At 73.0% G+C, this 19,919-nt stretch carries 21 protein-coding genes; 7 read left to right on the top strand and 14 right to left on the bottom strand.

The window, feature by feature from the left end; genetic code table 11:
- Positions 1–126: 126 nt before the first annotated feature.
- The 6 genes from ACZ6S8_RS24415 to ACZ6S8_RS24440 all read right to left on the bottom strand — a co-directional run bounded on the left by ACZ6S8_RS24415 (position 127) and on the right by ACZ6S8_RS24440 (position 5,543).
- Complete coding sequence (locus ACZ6S8_RS24415; RefSeq protein WP_469459018.1) at positions 127–1,710, bottom strand: ABC transporter substrate-binding protein; 1,584 nt, start codon at positions 1,708–1,710, stop codon at positions 127–129.
- A gap of 152 nt (positions 1,711–1,862) precedes the next feature.
- Entirely contained in the window at positions 1,863–2,624 is a 762-nt protein-coding gene (locus ACZ6S8_RS24420; protein ID WP_469459020.1) for an SDR family oxidoreductase, read from the bottom strand.
- Positions 2,625–2,644: 20 nt separating this feature from the next.
- Positions 2,645–3,406 carry a 3-oxoacyl-ACP reductase FabG gene (fabG, locus tag ACZ6S8_RS24425; RefSeq protein WP_383929425.1) on the bottom strand — a complete coding sequence of 254 codons (762 nt, stop codon included), beginning with the start codon at positions 3,404–3,406 and terminating at the stop codon, positions 2,645–2,647.
- Positions 3,407–3,690: 284 nt separating this feature from the next.
- Complete coding sequence (locus ACZ6S8_RS24430) at positions 3,691–4,074, bottom strand: DUF3037 domain-containing protein (RefSeq protein WP_469459022.1); 384 nt, start codon at positions 4,072–4,074, stop codon at positions 3,691–3,693.
- Positions 4,071–4,910, bottom strand: coding sequence for a HipA family kinase (locus ACZ6S8_RS24435; RefSeq protein WP_469459024.1), 840 nt, complete (start codon positions 4,908–4,910; stop codon positions 4,071–4,073). The genes ACZ6S8_RS24430 and ACZ6S8_RS24435 overlap by 4 nt, the downstream gene beginning before the upstream one ends.
- Positions 4,911–4,928: 18 nt before the next feature.
- Positions 4,929–5,543 carry a cysteine hydrolase family protein gene (locus ACZ6S8_RS24440; RefSeq protein ID WP_469459026.1) on the bottom strand — a complete coding sequence of 205 codons (615 nt, stop codon included), beginning with the start codon at positions 5,541–5,543 and terminating at the stop codon, positions 4,929–4,931.
- A gap of 217 nt (positions 5,544–5,760) precedes the next feature.
- On the opposite strand from ACZ6S8_RS24440, the gene ACZ6S8_RS24445 reads away from it, so the two are divergent.
- Positions 5,761–6,186: a pyridoxamine 5'-phosphate oxidase family protein gene (locus ACZ6S8_RS24445; protein WP_469459083.1), complete on the top strand. Its 426-nt coding sequence runs from the start codon at positions 5,761–5,763 to the stop codon at positions 6,184–6,186.
- Between the two features lie 129 nt (positions 6,187–6,315).
- Here ACZ6S8_RS24445 and ACZ6S8_RS24450 read toward each other — a convergent pair whose 3' ends face one another.
- On the bottom strand, positions 6,316–7,221 hold the full coding sequence (locus tag ACZ6S8_RS24450; RefSeq protein ID WP_469459027.1) for a LysR substrate-binding domain-containing protein: 906 nt from the start codon (positions 7,219–7,221) through the stop codon (positions 6,316–6,318).
- Positions 7,222–7,294: 73 nt separating this feature from the next.
- On the opposite strand from ACZ6S8_RS24450, the gene ACZ6S8_RS24455 reads away from it, so the two are divergent.
- Positions 7,295–8,275, top strand: a complete 981-nt coding sequence (locus ACZ6S8_RS24455) for a DMT family transporter (RefSeq protein ID WP_469459029.1) — start codon at positions 7,295–7,297, stop codon at positions 8,273–8,275.
- A gap of 77 nt (positions 8,276–8,352) precedes the next feature.
- Here the strand turns inward: ACZ6S8_RS24455 and ACZ6S8_RS24460 are convergent, their stop codons facing one another.
- Complete coding sequence (locus ACZ6S8_RS24460) at positions 8,353–9,687, bottom strand: aminotransferase class I/II-fold pyridoxal phosphate-dependent enzyme (RefSeq protein WP_469459031.1); 1,335 nt, start codon at positions 9,685–9,687, stop codon at positions 8,353–8,355.
- Between the two features lie 37 nt (positions 9,688–9,724).
- Here ACZ6S8_RS24460 and ACZ6S8_RS24465 point away from each other — a divergent pair, with 37 nt between their 5' ends.
- Positions 9,725–10,438: a pyridoxamine 5'-phosphate oxidase family protein gene (locus ACZ6S8_RS24465; protein ID WP_469459033.1), complete on the top strand. Its 714-nt coding sequence runs from the start codon at positions 9,725–9,727 to the stop codon at positions 10,436–10,438.
- Here ACZ6S8_RS24465 and ACZ6S8_RS24470 read toward each other — a convergent pair.
- Together ACZ6S8_RS24470 and ACZ6S8_RS24475 are read right to left on the bottom strand one after the other, a co-directional pair.
- Positions 10,420–11,418, bottom strand: a complete 999-nt coding sequence (locus tag ACZ6S8_RS24470; RefSeq protein ID WP_469459035.1) for a DMT family transporter — start codon at positions 11,416–11,418, stop codon at positions 10,420–10,422. The genes ACZ6S8_RS24465 and ACZ6S8_RS24470 overlap by 19 nt on opposite strands.
- Positions 11,419–11,582: 164 nt before the next feature.
- Positions 11,583–12,539 (bottom strand): EamA family transporter, encoded by a 957-nt coding sequence (locus ACZ6S8_RS24475; protein ID WP_469459037.1) that lies wholly within the window; start codon positions 12,537–12,539, stop codon positions 11,583–11,585.
- Between the two features lie 171 nt (positions 12,540–12,710).
- On the opposite strand from ACZ6S8_RS24475, the gene ACZ6S8_RS24480 reads away from it, so the two are divergent.
- Positions 12,711–13,139 carry a type II toxin-antitoxin system Rv0910 family toxin gene (locus tag ACZ6S8_RS24480; RefSeq protein ID WP_469459039.1) on the top strand — a complete coding sequence of 143 codons (429 nt, stop codon included), beginning with the start codon at positions 12,711–12,713 and terminating at the stop codon, positions 13,137–13,139.
- Between the two features lie 132 nt (positions 13,140–13,271).
- Here the strand turns inward: ACZ6S8_RS24480 and ACZ6S8_RS24485 are convergent, their stop codons facing one another.
- Together ACZ6S8_RS24485 and ACZ6S8_RS24490 are read right to left on the bottom strand one after the other, a co-directional pair.
- Positions 13,272–13,895, bottom strand: a complete 624-nt coding sequence (locus ACZ6S8_RS24485; RefSeq protein ID WP_469459041.1) for a PadR family transcriptional regulator — start codon at positions 13,893–13,895, stop codon at positions 13,272–13,274.
- Between the two features lie 168 nt (positions 13,896–14,063).
- Positions 14,064–14,396, bottom strand: coding sequence for a hypothetical protein (locus tag ACZ6S8_RS24490; RefSeq protein WP_469459043.1), 333 nt, complete (start codon positions 14,394–14,396; stop codon positions 14,064–14,066).
- 578 nt (positions 14,397–14,974) lie between these two features.
- Between ACZ6S8_RS24490 and ACZ6S8_RS24495 the strand changes: the two genes are divergently transcribed.
- Complete coding sequence (locus ACZ6S8_RS24495; protein WP_469459045.1) at positions 14,975–15,796, top strand: PhzF family phenazine biosynthesis protein; 822 nt, start codon at positions 14,975–14,977, stop codon at positions 15,794–15,796.
- 36 nt (positions 15,797–15,832) lie between these two features.
- Here ACZ6S8_RS24495 and ACZ6S8_RS24500 read toward each other — a convergent pair whose 3' ends face one another.
- Complete coding sequence (locus ACZ6S8_RS24500; RefSeq protein ID WP_469459047.1) at positions 15,833–16,654, bottom strand: CPBP family intramembrane glutamic endopeptidase; 822 nt, start codon at positions 16,652–16,654, stop codon at positions 15,833–15,835.
- 88 nt (positions 16,655–16,742) lie between these two features.
- Positions 16,743–18,278, bottom strand: a complete 1,536-nt coding sequence (locus tag ACZ6S8_RS24505; RefSeq protein WP_469459049.1) for a glutamate-cysteine ligase family protein — start codon at positions 18,276–18,278, stop codon at positions 16,743–16,745.
- 494 nt (positions 18,279–18,772) lie between these two features.
- Between ACZ6S8_RS24505 and ACZ6S8_RS24510 the strand changes: the two genes are divergently transcribed.
- Positions 18,773–19,387 (top strand): hypothetical protein, encoded by a 615-nt coding sequence (locus tag ACZ6S8_RS24510; protein ID WP_469459051.1) that lies wholly within the window; start codon positions 18,773–18,775, stop codon positions 19,385–19,387.
- Positions 19,388–19,648: 261 nt separating this feature from the next.
- The gene (locus tag ACZ6S8_RS24515) at positions 19,649–19,855 is read left to right on the top strand and encodes a DUF5999 family protein (protein WP_385778455.1); all 207 of its coding nucleotides are present in this window, start codon (positions 19,649–19,651) and stop codon (positions 19,853–19,855) included.
- Positions 19,856–19,919: the final 64 nt, after the last annotated feature.

Genomic DNA, 19,919 nt, shown 5'->3' on the forward strand with positions numbered 1-19,919 from the left:
ACCCGCCCCCCCCCCGCCCCGCCCGCGCCCCCCCCCCCCCCCCGCCCGCCCCCCCCCCCCCCCCCCCCCCCCCCCCCCCCCCCCCCCCCCCCCCCCCCCCCCCCCCACCGCTCCCCCGCCCGCCGTCTACCAGCTGGTCTTGCGGTACAGCTCCCACATCTGCATGGCGGTCTGCGGGTCGAGCGCCCGCTCGGCGCCCGCGATGTCGTCGCGCGCGGCGACGTACAGCTTGCCCTGCCACAGGGGCAGGAGGCGGACGTCCTCGGCGAAGATCTGCTGTGCCTGCTCGAACTCGCGGATACCGGCCGAGCGGTCCCCCTCGCGGCGGGACTTCGGCAGCAGTTCGTTGATGATCTGCGTGGGCTCGTACGGCGTGCCGACCGCGTTCTCCTTGCCGACGAACGGCGCGATGAAGTTGTCGGGGTCCGGGAAGTCGGGGAACCAGCCGCGGCCGAAGATGGGGTACTCCCCGCCCTTGTAGCCCTCCTGGAAGGTCTTCCAGGGCTGGCCGCGCAGCGTGATCCTGAAGAGGTTGCTCTCGTCGAGCTGCCGCTTGAGCTCGGTGAACTCGTCGGCCGTGGAGGCGCCGTAGCGGTCGGTGGTGTACCAGAAGGTCAGGTCCACCGGCTGGGTGATCCCCGCGTCCTTGAGGATCTTCTTCGCCTTGGCGACGTCCGCGTGGCCGTACTTGTCGAAGAACGGCGTCTTGTGGCCGACGACCCCCTTGGGAACCATCGAGTACAGCGGCTCGGCGGTGCCCTGGTAGACCTTGGACACCAGCGCGCCGCGGTCGATGACCTGGGCGATCGCCTGACGGACGGCGAGCTTGTTGACCTGCGGGTCCTTCGGGTTGAAGACCAGGTAGCGGATCTCGGCGCCGACGTTCTCGACGACCTGGACGCCCTGCGAGTGGGCGTCGGGGGCCTGGAGCGCCCGTACCTCCGCGGCCGAGAGGCCTCGGTAGGTGGCGTCGATCTCCTTCGACTTCAGGTCCGCGATCATCTTCGCGGAGTCCTTGAAGTAGCGGATCGTGACGGCGTCGTTGCGGCGGTTGGCGAAGCCCGCGTAGCTGGCGTTGCGGCTGAGGACCGCCTCGGCGCCGTCCTTGTACGAGTCGAGCACGTACGGGCCGGAGCCGGTGACCTTGTCGTCCTCGCGGACCTTGTCGGCCGGGTAGTCCTTCGGCGCGACGAGCGAGGCGGCCGGCGAGCCGAGCACGTACGGGAAGGTCGCGTCCGGAGTCTTCAGGTGGAAGACGACGGTCAGCGCGTCGGGGGTCTCGATCTTGTCCAGCGTGCCGAAGAGGTCCTTGGGGCCCAGCTTGTGGCCGATGGTCCGGATCCGGTCGAGGGAGTGCTTGACGGCCTTGGAGTCCAGGGCCTCGCCGTTGGAGAACTTCAGTCCCTTGCGCAGGGTGCACCGGTACGACTCGTTCGCCGTGTCCGTGAACTCGCAGCCCTGCGCGGCGTCCGGCTGGGGCTTGGTGGAGCCCGTCGGGAAGGCCAGCAGGGTCTGGTAGACGTTCCGGTACAGCTCCCAGGAGCCGTCCCATGCGGCCGCCGGATCGAGGGTGCTCGGGGCGCTGGTCGTGCCGACGACGATTCTTTTCTGGTCGCCACCGCTGTCGTCCGAGAGCAGGCCGCATCCGGCGAGCAGGGATATGGACGCAAGGGCCGCAGTGATCTGCAGGCATCTGGTCCGGTTGAACACGTGCACGCTCCTCGATCAGCCAGGGGTGCGGCAGACCCTACCGCAGTGCCCCACGAATCCAATGGATAGGTTTCGTGGGGCACTTGACCGGTTCCGTGCATATTCGGTATGCATTTGACTCCCTTTCGGAGGTCAATGCGTCCGATTATCGGTCAGTGCACTCCGGCATTGAGGAACATTCCTCCGTCAACGACGAGAGTTTGCCCAGTGATCCATTCCGCTTGTGCAGATGTCAGGAACGCCGCGGCCCCTCCGATGTCCTCCGGGACCCCGAGCCGGCCGAGCGGATAGGCCGCCGCGGCCTCCTGCTCGCGCCCCTCGTAGAGCGCCTGGGCGAACTTCGTCTTGACCACCGCGGGGGCGATCGCGTTCACCCGGACACCGGGTGCCATCTCGTGCGCGAGCTGGAGGGTCAGGTTGACCATGGCGGCCTTGCTCATCCCGTACGCCCCGATGAAGGGCGAGGCCGAGACGCCGGCGATCGAGGCGATGTTCACGATCGCCCCGCCGTGCTCCTTCTGCCAGGCGTGCCAGGTCCGCTGCGCGAAGCCGAGCGCGGAGATCACGTTGGTCTCGAAGACCTTGCGCGCCACCCCCAGGTCGAGGTCCGCGATCGGACCGAAGACCGGGTTCGTGCCGGCGTTGTTCACCAGGAAGTCGACCCGGCCGAAGGCCTCCATGGTCCGCTCCACGGCGACGGCCTGGTGGGCCTCGTCGTGCGCCTTCCCGGCGACCCCGATGACCCGGTCCGCACCGAGCCGCTCCACGGCCTCCTTGAGGGCCTCCTCGTTGCGCCCGGTGATGCAGAGCCGGTCGCCGCGGGCGACCAGCGCCTCGGCGACGCCGTAGCCGATCCCCCGGCTCGCGCCGGTGATCAGCGCGACCTTGCCGCTGTCGATGCCGTCGTACGTCATGACGTGCGCCCTGCCTCTCGTCAGTTGAGCGGGCCGCCGGCCACGTACATGACCTGGCCGGAGACGAAGCCGGCGGCCTCGCCCGTGAAGAACGCGATGGCGTTGGCGATGTCGTCCGGACGGCCTACGCGCTGGACGGGGATCTGGGTGGCCGCGGCCGCCTGGAAGTCCTCGAAGCCCATGCCCACGCGGGCGGCCGTCTGGGCGGTCATCTCGGTGACGATGAAGCCGGGGGCGACGGCGTTGGCGGTGACGCCGAACTTGCCGAGCTCGATGGCCAGCGTCTTGGTGAAGCCCTGCAGACCGGCCTTGGCGGCGGCGTAGTTGGCCTGCCCGCGGTTGCCGAGCGCCGAGCTGCTGGAGAGGTTCACGATGCGGCCGAACTTGGCCTCGACCATGTACTTCTGACAGGCCTTCGACATCAGGAACGCGCCGCGCAGGTGCACGTTCATGACCGTGTCCCAGTCCGTCTCGGTCATCTTGAAGAGGAGGTTGTCGCGCAGCACGCCCGCGTTGTTGACGAGGACGGTCGGGGCGCCGAGCGTGCTCGCGACGCGCTCGACGGCCGCCTCCACCTGCGCGGCGTCGGAGACGTCGCAGCCGACCGCCAGGGCCGTGCCGCCGGCCGCCGTGATCGCCTCCACGGTGTCCTTGCAGGCCGCCTCGTCGAGGTCGAGTACGGCGACCGCCCGGCCTTCGGCGGCCAGGCGTACGGCGGTGGCCGCGCCGATGCCCCGGGCCGCCCCGGTCACGATCGCGACGCGCTGCTCGGTGGTGGACATGCTGGATCTCCTCGCCCTTGAGAGGCGGCCGCCCAGAGGTGAGCAACCGCTTAGTAGCTTCAGCTGAGGAGACGCTAGGAGCCCTGGCACCCGGTGTCAACGGGGGTCCGCCCCGCCCGCGCCGGCGAAGGCGGCCCGGGCGGGGCGGAGGTCCCCCGGAGGAAGGCACGGGGATCCGCGCCAGGGCGGCCGGGCGCACCGGCGCGGGGAACGGGCGGACGGCGAACCGGCGGACACCGCACGGCCCGCCCTCCGGGCGTACGGAACGACTTCGACGACACCCCCTAGAGGACCAGCAGGCCCAGGAGCCGTTCCACCTCCGCGGCGGGGTCGGCCGTCAGGCCGGTGTGGACCGGGCCCGGCTGGACCACGGTGCTGCGCGGCGCGATCAGCCAGCGGAACCGGCGGCCCGCGTCGTCACCCGCCGCCTGCCCGGCGCCCTCCCCGCCGCCGCACACGCCCTCGACCCCGCGCAGGGCGGCCCGCACCCCGGCCACGTCGGCCTCCGGGTCCAGGGCGAGGAGCTTGGCCTCGTCGAGGTGGGTGCGGGCGGCCACGTATGCGTGGGCCCGGCTGTAGACGATCACGCCGGCGTTGAAGCACTCGCCCCGTTCCATCCGGGGCACCACCCGCACCAGCGCGTACTCGAACACGTCCCGCTTGATCACTCGCTGTCGCTCTTCTTCCGGTGGGGCTGGGGGGCAAGGCGCTCGGCGAGCCATCCGGGCGGTCCGGACCGCGGCCTCGCCTCGGCCTCCATCGTGATCCTCTCGTGGATGGTGGCCGCGCGCGGCAGCAGCACCTCCACGTAGGCGCGGCGCAGCGCGTCGGTGGAGTCGAAGCCCGGCTCGTCGACCAGCCACTCGTCGGGGACGTCGGCCGCGACCTCGGTGAGCAGTTCCTCGGTGACGAGCGGCGCGAGGGCGGCGGCCGCTGCCGCGACGTCCGGCCCGACGGGGGCCAGGACGTGGTCGGAGGCGTTGTAGGGCTTGGCGGCGGCGGCCCCGGCCGTGGGCCAGTTGTGGTGCCAGATCATGGTGGCGCCGTGGTCGATGAGCCAGAGGTCGCCGTGCCAGACCAGCATGTTGGGGTTGCGCCAGGACCGGTCGACGTTGTTGATCAGGGCGTCGAACCAGACCACGCGTCCGGCCTCGACCGGGTCCACCTGGTACGCGAGCGGATCGAAGCCGATCGACCCGGGCAGGTAGTCCATGCCGAGGTTGAGGCCGCCGCTGGCCTTCAGCAGCTCCTGGACCTCCTGGTCCGGCTCGCCGAGCCCGATCACGGGGTCGAGCTGCATCTGCACCAGCCGCGGGACCCGCAGGCCCAGCCGCTGGGCGAGGCGCCCGCAGATGACTTCGGCGACCAGGGTCTTGCGGCCCTGGCCGGCTCCGGTGAATTTCATGACGTAGGTACCGAGGTCGTCGGCCTCGACGATTCCCGGGAGCGAGCCGCCCTCACGCAGGGGCGTGACGTAGCGGGTCGCGATCACTTCGGACAGCATCCGCCCAGGTTACGGTGGTCAGGCCGGGCGGGCCCACTGCCCGAGGAGTTCCTCGGCCGTGGTGATGGTGGCGACCAGCCCGAGCGAGTTGCGGATCACCTCTGCGGTGACGGAGGCGGGCACCCCGGCGATGGCGTCGGACGGGACCACGACCCGGTAGCCGAGGTTGACGGCGTCGAAGACGGTGTTCGGGATCGCGATGTTGGACGAGACCCCGGTGACGACGAGCGTACGGATGCCGAGGTTGCGCAGCAGCGCGTCCAGGTCGGTGCCGGCCATCGGGGACAGCCCGTGCAGCCGCCGCACCACCAGGTCCTGTTCGGCCACCACGATCGGGAGCGCGACCTCCACCGCCCGGCTGCCGGTCAGCTGGCGGACGGGCAGCTTTCCCGCCGCCCGGAACAGCCGCGCGTTGGTGTTGGCCCCGAGCCCGTCCGGCCGCCGCTCGGCGACCGCGTGCAGCACCTGGACGCCGGCCCCCCGCGCGGCGTCGGCCAGCGCGGCCACCCGGCCGAGGACGCCCGAGTCGCGGGCCTCCTTGGCGAGCTCGGGCAGCGCGCTCTCCTCGCCGACGACGCCGTTCTGGCACTCGACGGTGAGCAGTGCGGTGGTGGCGGGATCGAGATCCGGCATGGCTCCCCCTGGCGTGACGACGGAAGAGCCCGCATGATTCCTGACACACAGTCAGATGTGAAGGGGCGCGGGCCGGATGGACGACGACGCACGCTGGAACGGCACAGCCACGGACGGGGCAGCCCTGCACGGGACACTCGCGGACGGCACACCCCCGGACGGGACACGCACGGACGCCGCGCTCCCGGACGGGGCGCAACGCCGGGGCCGCCGCATCATGATGACCGGGGAGGAAGTGGACGCCTTCCTGCGCGAACAGCGCACCTGCCGGGTGGCCACGGTCTCCCCGGACGGGCGCCCGCACGTGGGCGCCCTGTGGTTCGCCTGGGACGGCAGCTCGCTGTGGCTCTACTCGATCACCCGCAGCCGGCGCTGGGCCGACCTGCGCGAGGACCCCCGGATCTCGGTGGTCGTGGACTCCGGGGAGTCGTACGACGAACTGCGCGGCGTGGAGCTGTCGGGCAGCGCCGTCTTCGTGGGCGAGGCCCCGCGCACGGGCGAGCCGTGCCCGGAACTGGCGGAGGCCGAGCGGATCTTCCCGGTCAAGAACTTCGGGATCGAGGAGATGCCGCACGACGGCCGGCACGCCTGGATCCGCCTCACCCCCGAGTCGGTCGTCTCCTGGGACTTCCGCAAGATCTAGGTGTGTCGTCCACGTCGTTCCGTACGCCCGGAGGACACGGCAGGAACGAGTGTGACGAAACCCCCTAGGCCGGGAGGGGGCGAGGCACACCGGGACGCGGCCCCGCAGCGGCGGGGGCGCGCGGGCGGACTACGCCGGGCCGGCCGCCGCCGCCCGCCGCAGCGCGTCGGCCGCGGCCCGGACGGAGGGGCGCCGGTCGGCGTCCGCGCGCCAGACGGCGTACACGTGGCGGCGGACGCTGTCGCTGACGGGCAGCAGCCGGACCCCCTCCGGCACCGGGCCGCGGCCCAGCCGGGGCGCCACGCACACCCCGAGCCCCGCCTCCACGAAGGCCAGCTGGGTGTGGTGTTCCTCGGCGATGTGCGCGATGCGGGGTTCGGTTCCCGTGCCGCGCAGGGTGAAGACCAGCCACTCGTGGCAGAACTGGCCCTCGTTCCAGGAGATCCAGTCGTCGTCCGCGAAGTCCGCCAGCGAGATCTCGGACCGCCCGGCCAGCCGGTGGCCGACCGGTACCGCGATGTCCACGGAGTCGTCGAGCAGGTGGGTCCGGGTGAGCTCCGCGGGCACCGGCATCCGCTTGTTGTACCAGTCGATGGCCAGCGCCATGTCGAGGTCCCCGCGGACCACCGCGGCCATGCTCTCCTCCGGCTCCCGCTCGCGCACCAGGGCGCGGAGCTCGGGGTGGTCCGCGCGCAGGACGGACAGGGCCCGGGGCAGCAGGCCGCGCATGGCGGTCGGGAAGGCGCCGATCCGCAGCTCGCCGACCGCGCAGCCGCGCTGGGCCTCGACGTCGGCCTGGGCGAGCTCGACCTGGGAGATGATCCGGGCCGCGTGGTCGGCGAGGAGCCGCCCGGCGTCGGTGAGCCGGATGCCGCGCCCGTTCCTGGCCACCAGCGGCTGCCCGACCTCGCGCTCCAGCTTGGCCATCTGCTGCGATACGGCCGAGGTGGTGACGTGCAGGCCGTCCGCCGCTCCGCCGACCGAGCCGTGACGGGCGAGGGCGTCGAGGGTGCGCAGGCGCTCCAGGTTCAACATGTAAGCAATGCTACGACGTCACCCCGACGAACTCTCGCTTGTCCTACGAAGTTGATGCGCGCACAGTAAGCCCATGAGCGCACCCGCGGCCCCCCGCCCCACCCCCACGGCACCCTCCCCCGACCCGGCGGCCGCCCCGGCCGGTCTGCCGTCCGGCCGCCGCGCCGGACTCCTCGACTGGCGCGTGCGCTTCGCGGTCCTCTCGGTGGTCTGGGGATTCAGCTTCCTCCTGATCAAGGTCGGCACCGAGGCGTACGCCCCGTTCCACGTGGCCCTCGGCCGGGTGCTGTTCGGCGCGCTCGCGCTGCTCGCCGTGCTGCTGGTGCGCCGGGAGCCGCTCCCCCGGGGCCTGCGCACGTGGGGGCACCTGACGGTGGCGGCGCTGCTGCTCAACACGCTGCCGTTCTCGCTCTTCGCGTTCGCGGAGCTGAGCATCCCGTCCAGCCTGGCCGGCATCTGCAACGCGACCTCCCCCCTGTGGGGCATGGCGCTCTCGCTGGTGGCGCTGTCCGAGGACCGTCCCACCCGGCGCCGCTTCGCCGGGCTGGGCCTGGGCTTCCTCGGTGTCCTCACCGTCCTCGGCGCCTGGCAGGGCTTCTCGGGGGTCGACGGCAAGGGGACCGCGCTCGCCCTGCTGGCCTCGCTCTGCTACCCCATCGGCTGGATCTACGTCCGCCGCACGCTGGCCGGCACCCCGGGCTCCCCGGTGGCCATGACGGGGGCCCAGCTCCTGGTCTCCACGCTCCAGCTGACCCTGGCCAGCGCCGTGTTCACCTCGGCCCCCGTGTCGTTCCCGCTCTGGCCGACCCTGGCGGTGGTCGCGCTGGGGGCCCTGGGCACCGGGCTGGCCCTCCAGATGCAGTACGGGCTGGTGACGGAGGTCGGCCCGACGACCGCCCAGATGGTCACCTACTTCATCCCGGTGATCGCCACCGCGGCGGGCGTCCTGGTCCTCGGCGAACAGCTGCACTGGAACACCCCGGTCGGCGCCCTCGTCGTCCTGGCCGGCGCCGCCCTCACCCAGACCCGTCCCGCACCCCGCAAGCCGGCCTGACCCCATCCGCCCGACCGCCCGGCGCGCACACCCCCGCCGGGCGGTCGGCGGTAGCGGGCCCCGGCCGCCCCGGGCGGTCAGACGTAACGGACCCCCGCCGCCCCCGGACGGACCGCCGCCGCCACCGCGTCGGCCAGCTCCGCGACCTCATCGGGCCGCAGCTGCGACACCGTCAGCCGCACGCCCGGTCCGGATGCGACGCGGAACCGGGCCCCCGCGGCCACCGCCCAGCCCGCGGCGAGCAGCCGGGTCACGACCCCCGTCTCGTCGGCGACCGGCACCCACACATTCATGCCGCTCCGCCCGTGCGCCGCCACCCCCCGTTCCCGCAACGCGGCGACCAGCGCGTTCCGCCGCTCCCCGTACGAGCGCGCCACCGCCTCCCGGTCCACGGCACCGGAGGACCACAGCTCGACGACCGCGTACTGGAGCAGCCGGCTCACCCACCCGGGGCCCAGCCGCTGCCGCCCGCGCACCCGGTCCAGCGTCACCGCGTCCCCCGTGAGCACCGCGAGCCGCAGGTCGGGCCCGTACGCCTTGGCCGTGGAGCGGACCAGCGCCCAGTGCCGGGTCACCCCGCCCAGCGGGTGCAGCGGCAGGTCGACGAAGCCGTGCCCGTGGTCGTCGTCGATCACCAGCACCTCGGGGTGGTCCGCCAGGAGCCCCCGCAGCGCCGCCGCCCGCTCGGCGCTCACCGCGGCCCCGGTCGGGTTCTGCGCCCGCGAGGTCACCACCAGCGCCCGGGCCCCGGCCTCCAGGGCCCGCGCCAGCGCGTCCGTACGGGGGCCCTCGTCGTCCACCGCGACCGGCAGCACGCGCAGTCCGAGCGCCGGGGCCAGGTCCAGCACGCTCCCCCAGCCCGGGTCCTCGACGGCGACGGCGTCGCCCGGTCTCAGGTGCGCGGCCAGCACCCGCTCGATGGCGTCCAGGGCGCCCGAGGTGAGCGCGACCGGCCCGTCCGGCACACCGTCCGCGTCGAGGCCGGCCCGGGCCAGGCGGGCCAGTTCCGGGGCGACCGGGTCCTGGCCGTAGAGGGCCGGCCGCCGCGCGTGCGCCCGGGCGGCCGCGGCCAGGGCTCCGTCGAGCGGGGGCAGCAGCGCCACGTCCGGATTGCCGTCGGTGAGGTCCCGTACGCCCTCGGGAACCTCCGTCCGCAGGGCGTCCCGCGGGGCGCTCGACGGCCGGGACCGCACCCGGCTGCCGCGCCGTCCGTCGGTCTCGATGACCCCGCGCTCGCGCAGCGTCCGGTAGGCGGCGGCCACGGTGTTCGGGTTGACCCCGAGCCGGGCGGCCAGCTCCCGCATCGGCGGCAGCAGCGTTCCGGGCGCGAGGGCGCCCGCGCCGACGCCCGCCTCGACGCTGGCCGCGATATCCGATGCGCCGCGTCCTGTGATTCGATACTCTCCTAGCACAAACAACATTATGCACTAATGCAATGGAGATCGCACGGTGACCACCACATCGACCACGGAGACCACGGAAGCGACGGAGACGACCGGCTCCGCGCCCGCCGGGGCCTACGAGCCCACCGACCGCACGGTCCCCACCCGGTCCCGCGAGCGCGCGCACTACGACCGCGAGACGGTCCACTCGATCCTCGACCAGGCCTACGTCTGCCACCTCGGGTTCGTCCGCGACGGCGCGCCCGTGGTGCTGCCCACGCTCTTCGCCCGCGTCGGCGAGTCCCTGTACATCCACGGTTCGACCGGCTCGCGCCCGCTGCTCGCCGCCGGCCGCAGCGACCCCGGCCTGCCCGTCTGCGTCACCGTGACCCACCTCGACGGCCTGGTGCTGGCCCGGTCGGCGTTCCACCACTCGCTCAACTACCGCTCGGTGCTGGTCCACGGCACCGCCCACCAGGTCACGGACGAGGCGGAGTGCCGCCTGGCCCTGGACGCCCTCGTCGACCACGTCGTACCGGGCCGCTCCGCCGACTCCCGGCCCGCGAACTCCAGGGAACTCGCGGCCACCGCCGTGATCCGCCTGGACCTGACCGAGGTGTCCGCGAAGATCCGCACCGGCGGCCCGAACGACGACGCCGAGGACCTCGCCCTCCCGTACTGGGCGGGCGTGGTCCCCGTCGCTCCGGCGTACGGGACGCCGGAGCCCGCGGCGGACCTGGCCCCCGGCACCGCCCTGCCGGGTTACCTCGCCGCGCGCTGAGAACCGCGCCGCGCCGCGGCGGGCCGGCGTTCCGGATCGGCGCCCGGAGCGCCGGCCGGACCGCCCGCCGGCCGGCGGGACTCCGCGCCGATCAGCGCCCCGACGGCCGTCAGCAGCAGTACGGTGCCCAGCACCACGGCGCCGGTCAGCCGCTCCCCGAGCACCAGGACGGCGATCACCGCCGCGCTGACCGGCTCGATCAGCATGATCACGGAGACGGTCGCCGCCCGCACGGCGGCCGCCCCGGTGAAGTAGAGCGCGTACGCCAGCGCCGTCGGGACGACGGCCACGTACACCAGCAGCCACAGCACGCGGCCGAGTTCGGCGGTGTGCGGCAGCAGCCCCTCCAGGGCGGCGAGCGGCAGCAGGCACACCGTGCCCACCCCCACCGACCAGGCGGTGGTGACCAGCGGGTCGCCGCCCGCCCCGCGCTGCCCGAGCCACCGGGCCCGCAGGGTCATGGCCGCGTACCCGGCGGCGGACAACAGGGCCCAGCCGACGCCGAGCGGCCGCACCTCGCCGCCCCCGCTGCCCAGGACCAGCACCGCCAGCCCGGCCAGCGCCCCGACGACGGCGGCGGTCCCGCCGCGGCCGAGCCGCTCGGCCATCCAGTACCGGGCGCCGAGCGCGATGAGCACCGGCCCGGCCCCGAGGGTGACCACGGTTCCGACGGCGAGACCGGTCTCTCGGACGGCGGCGAAGTAGGCGGCCTGGAAGAGCGTGAACAGCAGCCCGGTCGAGATCAGCGAGGGCACCGAGGGCCGCGGCCGTACGGCGCCGGAGCGCGGCCGGCGCCGTACGGCGAGGACGGCCAGCAGCACGGCGAGCCCGCCCGCACACCGCCAGAAGGACAGCGAGAGGGGGCCGAGGTCACTGGCCAGGAAGAGGAGCGAGGCGGCCGCTCCGGCGGTGCCCCAGGCGGCTCCGGCGAGAACGAGGTAGAGCAGGCTGCGCCCGGCGGCGGGCGAATGGTTCGACACGTGTGGTCTCCGCGCATGCGTGAAGGATGAAAGGGACTGGTCATCGCTTCGCGGGCAGCGCGCACCAGCCCGGGAACACCCGGGCCGGGGCTGTCGTACGTGGAGGTGCCGCCCGCGCCTAGGCGGCGGGAGGCGGAAGCACGGTCATCGGCATGGTTCGCACCCTATGCCGTGGTCGTCTCGCGGTCCAGCACGGCCGGGTCGACCGCCGCGGGCGGGGTGGGCCGGGAGGACTGCGCGATGAAGGCACCGCCGAGCACCAGCGCCCCGCCGGCGATCTGCCAGGTCGAAAGGTACTCGCCGAGCAGGATCCAGGCCAGCACGGTCGCGATCACCGCCTCGAGGCAGGCCACGACGCCGGCGACCTGCGGGGAGAGCCGGCGCACCGACACCACGCCGGTCAGGTAGGCCAGCACGGTCGCGACGAGCACCACCCAGCCCAGCAGGAGCCCCGCCGGGAGCATCGTCCCGTTCAGGGAGGCGTCCGCGGCCAGCACCCCCCAGTCCATCTGCCAGGGCCGGGAGATCACCGTCATCACCAGGGTGCCGATGAGCATCCCGTACGCGATCACGCCCAGCGGGTCGGGTACGTCGTCCCCGTCGGTGCCCTGGTCGGCGAAGACGAAGTAGAAGGCCTGGCAGCAGGCCGCGGCGAGGCCGAGCAGCACCCCGAGGGGGTCGAGGCTGAGCCCGGCCCAGATCTCGACGACGCAGGCGAGGCCCACGACGGCCACGGCGGCGCCCACGGCGGCCGCCCTCGTGACGGGCTTGCGCTGCACGAAGCGGATCCAGCCGAGCAGCAGCGCGGGGCCCAGGTACTCCAGCAGCAGGGCCACGCCCACCGGGATGCGCGACAGGGAGGCGAAGTAGAAGGCCTGTACGCCCGCGACGCCGATCAGCCCGAAGCCCGCGAGCAGCGCCGGCTTGCGGCGCAGCAGGTCGCGGTGGCGCCAGGCGAGCGGCGACAGCACGAGCGCCGCCCCGGCCACCCTGAGCCAGACCACGTGGAGGGGGTCCAGACCCGCCTCGATCAGCGGCTTCGCCGCCACTCCGGAACCACCGAACGCGAACGCCGAGACGAGGGCGAGGCCCAGTCCGGCGTGTCTCCCTGACGCTTGCATCGGGCCATCATGGCAGGGTCCGTCAGGACCGTCACAGGCGTGACGCCTGTTGAGACGGCGCCGGCGGCCCGGCCTGCCGGGACCCCCGATATCTGACAGGTCGTCAGTATTGAATGTTCCGCCCACCGGGGCTACCTTCCGCCGCACGTACCCGACGAGAGGGGTGGTCGCATGGCCGAAGTCACCGCGGAATCACGCATCGAGGCGCCCGCCGCGAAGCTCTGGTCCCAGCTGACGGACTGGGACGCGTACGGCCAGTGGAGCATGACCCACACCAATTTCCCGAAGGGCGGCCCGGAGACCCTCGCGATCGGCTCCACCTTCGCCGAGAACATGAAGATGATGGGATTCCCGGCCGAGGTCGTCTGGACCGTCTCGGAACTGGAGGACGAGCGCCTCTTCGCGATCACCGGCAAGGGTCCGATGGGCGTGGCCGTCCTGACCCGCTACACCCTGATCCCGGACGGCGGGGCCACCACGGTCCGCATCGACGGCGAGTTCACGGGCGCAGCCGTGTCCCTCATGGCCGGCAAGCTCAAGGATTCGGCCACCGCCGCGCTGAACGAATCGCTGCGCAAGCTCGCCGGCCTGGTCGCCTGACCCCCTCCGGACCCGTCCGCGGGTACGACGGAGCGCCCCGCGAGAGGACTCGCGGGGCGCTCTTCGCCTACGCGTACGGCGCATTCGGCGCGCACGGCCCGCTCAGCGCGGGCTCCGTCCGGGGCCGGCCGGTCAGTGCTCGTCGGCCAGGATCAGGTAGAGCTTCTTGCGGGCGTCGTTGATGACCGCGACGGCCTTCTCGCGCTGCTCGGGCGAGCCGGTCTTGAAGACCTGCCCGAAGGCCTCCATCAGGCCGACACCGGCCGTCCGGACCTCCTGCATCGCCTCGAAGTCGAAGCCGCGTCCGGCATCAGCCCAGGGGGCGTCCGGTCCCGACTCCGCCTCGGTGCGGCCCGCGTCGGTGAGCGTGAACAGCTTCTTGCCGCCCTCGCTCGCCGCCGTGATGAGCCCCTCGTCCTCCAGCAGCTGCAGGGTCGGGTAGACCGACCCCGGGCTGGGCTTCCAGGCGCCGCCGCTGCGCTCGCCGATCTCCTGGATCATCTCGTAACCGTGCATCGGCCGGTCGGCGAGCAGCGCCAGGATCGAGGCGCGCACGTCTCCGCGCCGGGCCCGGCCCCGCGGTCCGCCGCGTCCGCCGCCCCGCCCGCCGAAGGGCCCGCCGGCGAAGGGCGGCCCGAACGGCCCGAAGGCGGCGCGGCGCCCCTGGAACTCCTCCCGACGATCGGGCCCGCAGTGGCCGTGGCCCCGTCCGTGCTCGTGTCCGTGGTCGTGTCCGTGCTGTCCGTGTGAACGCATGACTGCGCTCCTTTCGTCACTATGTTTCGTCGTCATCGGTTGTCCGATGTATTCACTATCGCTGACCGATCGCGATGCGTCAACGATATATCGGAAACTATCTGACCGAACAGGATCGGCGGGCCGTTCACCGGCCTCCCGGTGCGGTGAACGCCGGAACGGCTCCGGTCAGCGATGCCGCCGCCGCAGGGAATGCGCCACCTCGGACACGTACTCCGCCTGGGCGGCGGACAGCCGGCGTCCCTCCCACAACAGCGCCGCGGCGTCCACCGCCCCCGCGGACGCGGGCGGCGGCTCGTCCCGCAGGAGAACCCCCGTCAGTCCGGCCAGCTCGCGGGCGTCGATCCCCAGCAGGGCGGCGAAGTCGGTCACCAGCCGGGGAGTCAGCTCCGTACGGCCGGCGCCGAGCAGACCGTAGGTGGACGCCGACAGGTAGGAGGGCGTCACGTACGCGAGCGTCCGTGCCACGCCCAGCAGGTTCAGGCAGCGGTGGCGGAGCATTCGGACGCACCGGGCCCCCGGACCACCGCCCGGGGGCTCCGTCCACGGAGGGGCGTAGGGAACACGCCGTTCCTCCTGCGGCAGTGCGCGGACCAGCCGGAGAAGCTCACGGCGTCCCGCCGCGGGCAGGACCGCCACGTCCGTCACGAGGTGCGCCACGGCCACGGCAGCACCGGCGTCCAGCGGCGCCAGGTCCTCGGGAACCTCCAGCCCCGCCAGAACGAACAGGTCGACGGTGCGGAAACCCAGGGCCGGCGCGAGCCGGCGCAGCAGCTCCCCGCGAGCACCCCCAGGACCTCGTCCCCGACCGACCCGGCGCGGTCGGCCAACTCCCCCACACCGAGCCCTCTGTGGCTCAGTAACCAGGCCGGCGTCGTGCCGAACTCCGGGTGCGTCGTCATACCCGCACCCCAGGAGGTGTCGTCGCACTCGCTCCCACCGCACGGCGCCGTCCCCGCACGCCCGTCCGAAGCACCGGCGCCGGCACCGCCACCGGGGCCGAATCCACCGGTACCGGACAGCCGGTCGTCCCGGATTGGCCTTTGTCCGGCGCAGCGCGGGGGCCCTACCGTCGGAGCATGCGCATCCGAATCGTCGACGCCTTCACCGACCGCCCCTTCCACGGGAACCCCGCGGCCGTCCTGCTCCTGGAGGGGGGATTCCCCCCGGACACCTGGCTCCAGCAGGTCGCCTCCGAGATGAACCTCTCCGAAACCGCCTTCGCCCACCCCCTGCCGCCCGGCGGCGACGCCGACTGGGCGCTGCGCTGGTTCACCCCCGCGGCCGAGGTCGACATGTGCGGCCACGCCACCCTCGCCACCGCCCACGTCCTCGCGTCGAGCGGCCTGGCCACCGGGCTGATCCGGTTCGCCGCCCGCTGCGGCGTCCTGACGGCCGAGACCGCCGGGGACGGCTCCGTCACGATGGACTTCCCGACGTCCTCCCTGACCCCCGTCGAGGCACCGGCCTCCGTGGGCCACGCGCTCGGCGGGGCCCCGATCCTCTCCGTCCACGACACCGCCGCCCACATCGGCGACCTCCTCGTCGAGCTCGCCGACGAGAGGACCGTCCGCGAACTGGAGCCCGACCACGCCGCGCTGCGCGCCTTCGCCAAGCGCGGGGTGATCGTCACCGCGGCGGCCGAGGACCCCTCCCTCGGGTACGACTTCGTCTCCCGCGGGTTCTTCCCCGCGTTCGGGATCGACGAGGACCCCGTCACCGGCAGCGCGCACACCGCGCTCGCCCCGTTCTGGGCGCAGCGCCTGGGCCGCACCGAGCTGACCGGCCTCCAGGGCGGTGCCCGCCGGGGGCTCGTACGGGTCAGCCTGGCGGGCGAGCGCACCCTGCTGGGCGGTCACGCGGTGACCGTTCTCGACGGGGAACTCCTCACCGCGCCCTGAACCGAGCGCCGCGCACGCCGTGCCGGGTCCGCCCGGTCACGGCGTCGGCAGCCAGCCCACCTTGCCCGCGAGCAGCGCGTACCCGCCGAAGGCCACGATGTCGAGCAGCGCGTGCGCGACGACCAGCGGCCCCACCCGGCCCCAGCGCCGGTAGGCGAGCACGAAGACGGCGCCCATCACCATGTTGCCGATGAACCCGCCGATGCCCTGGTAGAGGTGGTAGGAGCCGCGCAGCACCGAGCTGGCCACCAGCGCGCCCGTCGGCGACCAGCCCAGCTGGTCCAGCCGGCGCAGCAGGTAGGCGAGCACGATGACCTCCTCCACCACGGAGTTCTGCACCGCGGAGAGGATCAGGACGGGGAACTTCCACCACACGTCGGGCAGCGCCTCCGGCACCACCGTGAGGTTGAACCCGGCCGCCCGCGCCCCCAGGTAGAACGCCAGCCCGGCGCTGCCGATCCCGGCCGCGACGAGGGCACCCCGGCCCAGGTCCCACCAGGGCCGGGTGAGGTCGAAGCCGAGGACGCGCAGCCCCGGCGCGCCCTCGCGGGTCAGCAGGTGCGCCACCAGCAGCACGGGCACGAGGGCGCTCGCGATCCCGAACAGCTGCCACGCCAGGTCCAGCCAGGGCCGCCCGGGAGCGTAGGAGCCGTTGAGGGTGGCGGCCTGGTCCTTCAGTCCGCCCGGCTTGGTGAGCGAGCCGATGAAGCTGATCAGCGCGGACACCCCGCTCGCGCCCAGCGACAGCGCAAGGACGAGCAGCGTCTCGGTGCGCAGCACGCTCCGCCGCCCGTCCTCGCTCAGCTCCACGACCACCGGCTCCGGCTCCGCCCGCACGCCCGACTCCCGTCCCGCCATCCCGTTCCGACCACCCCATACTGCCTCCTCGGCGGGCCGGGCGGATCATCGTGACGGGATCACCGGACGCGGCCCGGGCGGGCCGGCCTCACCGCCCCACCGGCAGCGCGGCGCTCACCTCCGCCTCGGCAAGCCCCACGGGCCAGGTGTGCACGGGCTCGCCCCGGTGCATCAGCTCGCTGTAGCGGCGGGTCGTCGCGGCGAGCGCCTCGTGCCGCTCCAGGCCCGCGGCGAGCGCCCGGTGGTAGGTGTCCACCTGCCAGGTCGCCCCGTTGACCCGGCGGCGGCAGCGTTCCTCGATGATGCCGAGGTAGTGGTCCCGGTCGGCCGGTTCGATCCCCCAGGCGTCCAGCCCGGCCGCCGCCATGGGCAGCAGCTCGTCCAGCACCAGCCGTACGGCCGGAACGCTCGCCAGGCCCCCGCCCCGGCCCCGGCGCGGCCAGCGCAGCCGCGCGTCGATCCCGTACCGGCAGGCCGCGTCGAAGTTGGCCTCCGCCTCGGCGAACGGCAGCCGGTTCCACACCGGGCGCTGCTCGTCGGCGAGGGTGCGGACGAGCCCGTAGTAGAACGCGGCGTTGGCGACGACGTCGGCGACGGTGGGGCCGGCCGGCAGGACCCGGTTCTCCACCCGCAGGTGCGGCACCCCGTCGGCGACCCCGTACACGGGCCGGTTCCAGCGGTAGACGGTCCCGTTGTGCAGGACCAGCTCCTGGAGCCGCGGCACCCCGCCGTCGGCGAGCACCCGCAGCGGCTCCTCCTCGTCACAGATCGGCAGCAGGGCGGGGAAGTAGCGGACGTTCTCGGCGAAGAGCTCGTACGCGGAGTCCACCCACCGCTCCCCGAACCAGGTCCGCGGCCGCACGCCCTGCGCCTGCAGCTCGGGCGGCCGGGTGTCGGTCGCCTGCTGGAAGAGCGGCGGCCTCGATTCGCGCCACAGCTCCCGCCCGAACAGGAACGGGGAGTTCGCGCCGACGGCTATCTGTACGGCGGCCACCGCCTGGGCGGCGTTCCACACGTCCGCGAACCGGCCCGGGGTCACCTGGAGGTGCAGCTGCACCGACGTACAGGCGGCTTCCGCCACGATCGACCCGGACCGCCAGGTCAGGCGCTCGACGCCGTCTATGTCGAGCGCGAAGTCCTCGCCGCGCATCATCAGGATCTGCTCGTTCAGGAGCGAGTAGCGGTCCACCGCCGACAGGTTGGCGGTGACCAGGTCGTCCCGCGTGATCGTCGGCAGGATCCCGATCATCACGACGCCCGCGTCGATCTCGACTGCCTGCCGGTGGGCATAGCCCAGCCCCGCACTGAGTTCCTCCGCGAGCTGGTCGAATACCCGGCCGCCGAGACGGTGGGGAAGGACGTTCACCTCCAGGTTGAACATTCCGAGTTCCGTCTGGAAATCCGGACTCGCAATCCGCTCCAGCACCTGCGCATTCACCATTCTCGGCAACCCGTCGGCACCCGCGAGATTCAGCTCGATCTCCAGCCCCATCATGTTCTTCGGGCGATCGAACCTCTTCTCCGCCAGAAGCCGCTCCAGCCCCTCCAGGCACTCGTGAAGCTTCCTTCGATACCGCTGCCGATCGGACAGGTCGAATCCGCCTGCCACGACCTTCTCCCCCATCGAAGCGTCCCTCCTCGAGTGGGCCTGGCCCGGCACACCCGGCCCGCGTTACGGTCGATGATGCCCCGGCAGCGTGATCCATAACGCGGAGGGGGCACGAGTGGCGAGGAGCGCGCGCCGGTTTGGCCGACGGGCGCTTCGGCACATTCACCTGGCAAGTCGTCGTATGCAAATTCCGCGCCGACTTTGCCGCTTCTGGATTACCGGCGCTTTTCAGCCGAGCCCTGTTCCGGTAACCTCCGAGGTCAGGGCGACTTGTTCGCACACATCCGGCATGAATGCCCTGCCAGCGGGACCGGTAAGCGACTTGCCTGTAATAGCCGGGACAGCTAGCTGAAACACTGCGTGAACACAGGTCGTATAAACTCCGCAAACGAGGCAGAGAGTTGGCGCGCGGCCATTGCCCCTCAGCCCCCCTCTGGCCCCAGAATGCGACAGCGCCGTCCGCACCTGCCCCCGTTCCACCGGTCTCCCAAAGTGAGAGGCGACCCACCATGCCGCTGCATGTCCCTCCGGCTCCCGCGCCCGCCCTGCGCAGCGTCCTCGCGGCACTCGGTTCCCCCACCGCCGTCCACGAGGCACACACTCCGGCCCTGCGCGCGGTCCAGGGACCGATGACCGCCGAACTGCCGCTCCCGGTGCACGTCATGGACCGGCTGCTCACGTCCAACCTCGCGGCCGGCGGCAGGCCGCCCCGCACCCGGCTCATCGGCTGGCGGTTCCTGATCCGCAGCGGCGACCGCCACGTCGCGGCGGCCGACACCCGGCTGACCCCGGACGGCTGGGTCTTCTCGCACTTCTTCGAGGGGCCGTACGTCGCCGCCACCGAACGCGCCCTGCGCCAGGCGGAGTCGCTCCCCACGGCCTACCAGCCGCGGCTGCTGTCCGTACCGGAGCTGTACATGCTGACCCTGTGGCTGCACGGCGCGGTCGGCGCCGACGCCTCCGCGGGCCTGCCCGCCGGCGAGGACCTGCTCGTCCCGCTGGCGCCCGCCCCGCCCGGCATCGCGGCGTTCCGTCCGCACCCGGTGTCCGAGCTGCTGCCCGCGCTCACCCGCCGGCTGACCCCGGCACCGGTCCCGCCCACGCTGGCCGCACCGGCCGCCTGACCCGAGTGGCCCATTCGGCCTAGCCCGCTCGGGCCACTCTCGAACCACCCGAAATGACAGGGGAGTTGGACTGAACCGCCCGCACGGGTGATGCGTCATCATTCTGTGAGGACAGCTGCCGGGAAATACCTGCGAAGCGGCTGTCGTGGGGGAAGACTGATGACAAGCTCCCCGCGGGTGCGGGGATGACCCAGGGGGACGGCCATGAACCACGCATCGAGCCGTAGCACGCAGACCACACCGCAGCGAAAGAACGCATCCATGTGCCAGCACCAGCCAGCCTGCCCGTCAGCCGACTCCGCCGACCGGGAGGCCGCGCACCCCGTGGCGAACCACCCGGAACAGGGCTGGAGCCTGCTGTGCAACGGAGTCCTGCTCTTCGAGGACACCGGGGAGCTGCTGCCCGACGGCAGGATCATCGCCCCGCACCGCCCGCTGGCGGCCGCCCAGGTGATGAAGGCGGCCTGACCCGCCGCGGCAACGACGAAGGGGCCGGCCCGGGAGGAGATCCCGGACCGGCCCCTTGTCGGCG

This window comes from Streptomyces sp. NPDC048461 (assembly GCF_055587105.1).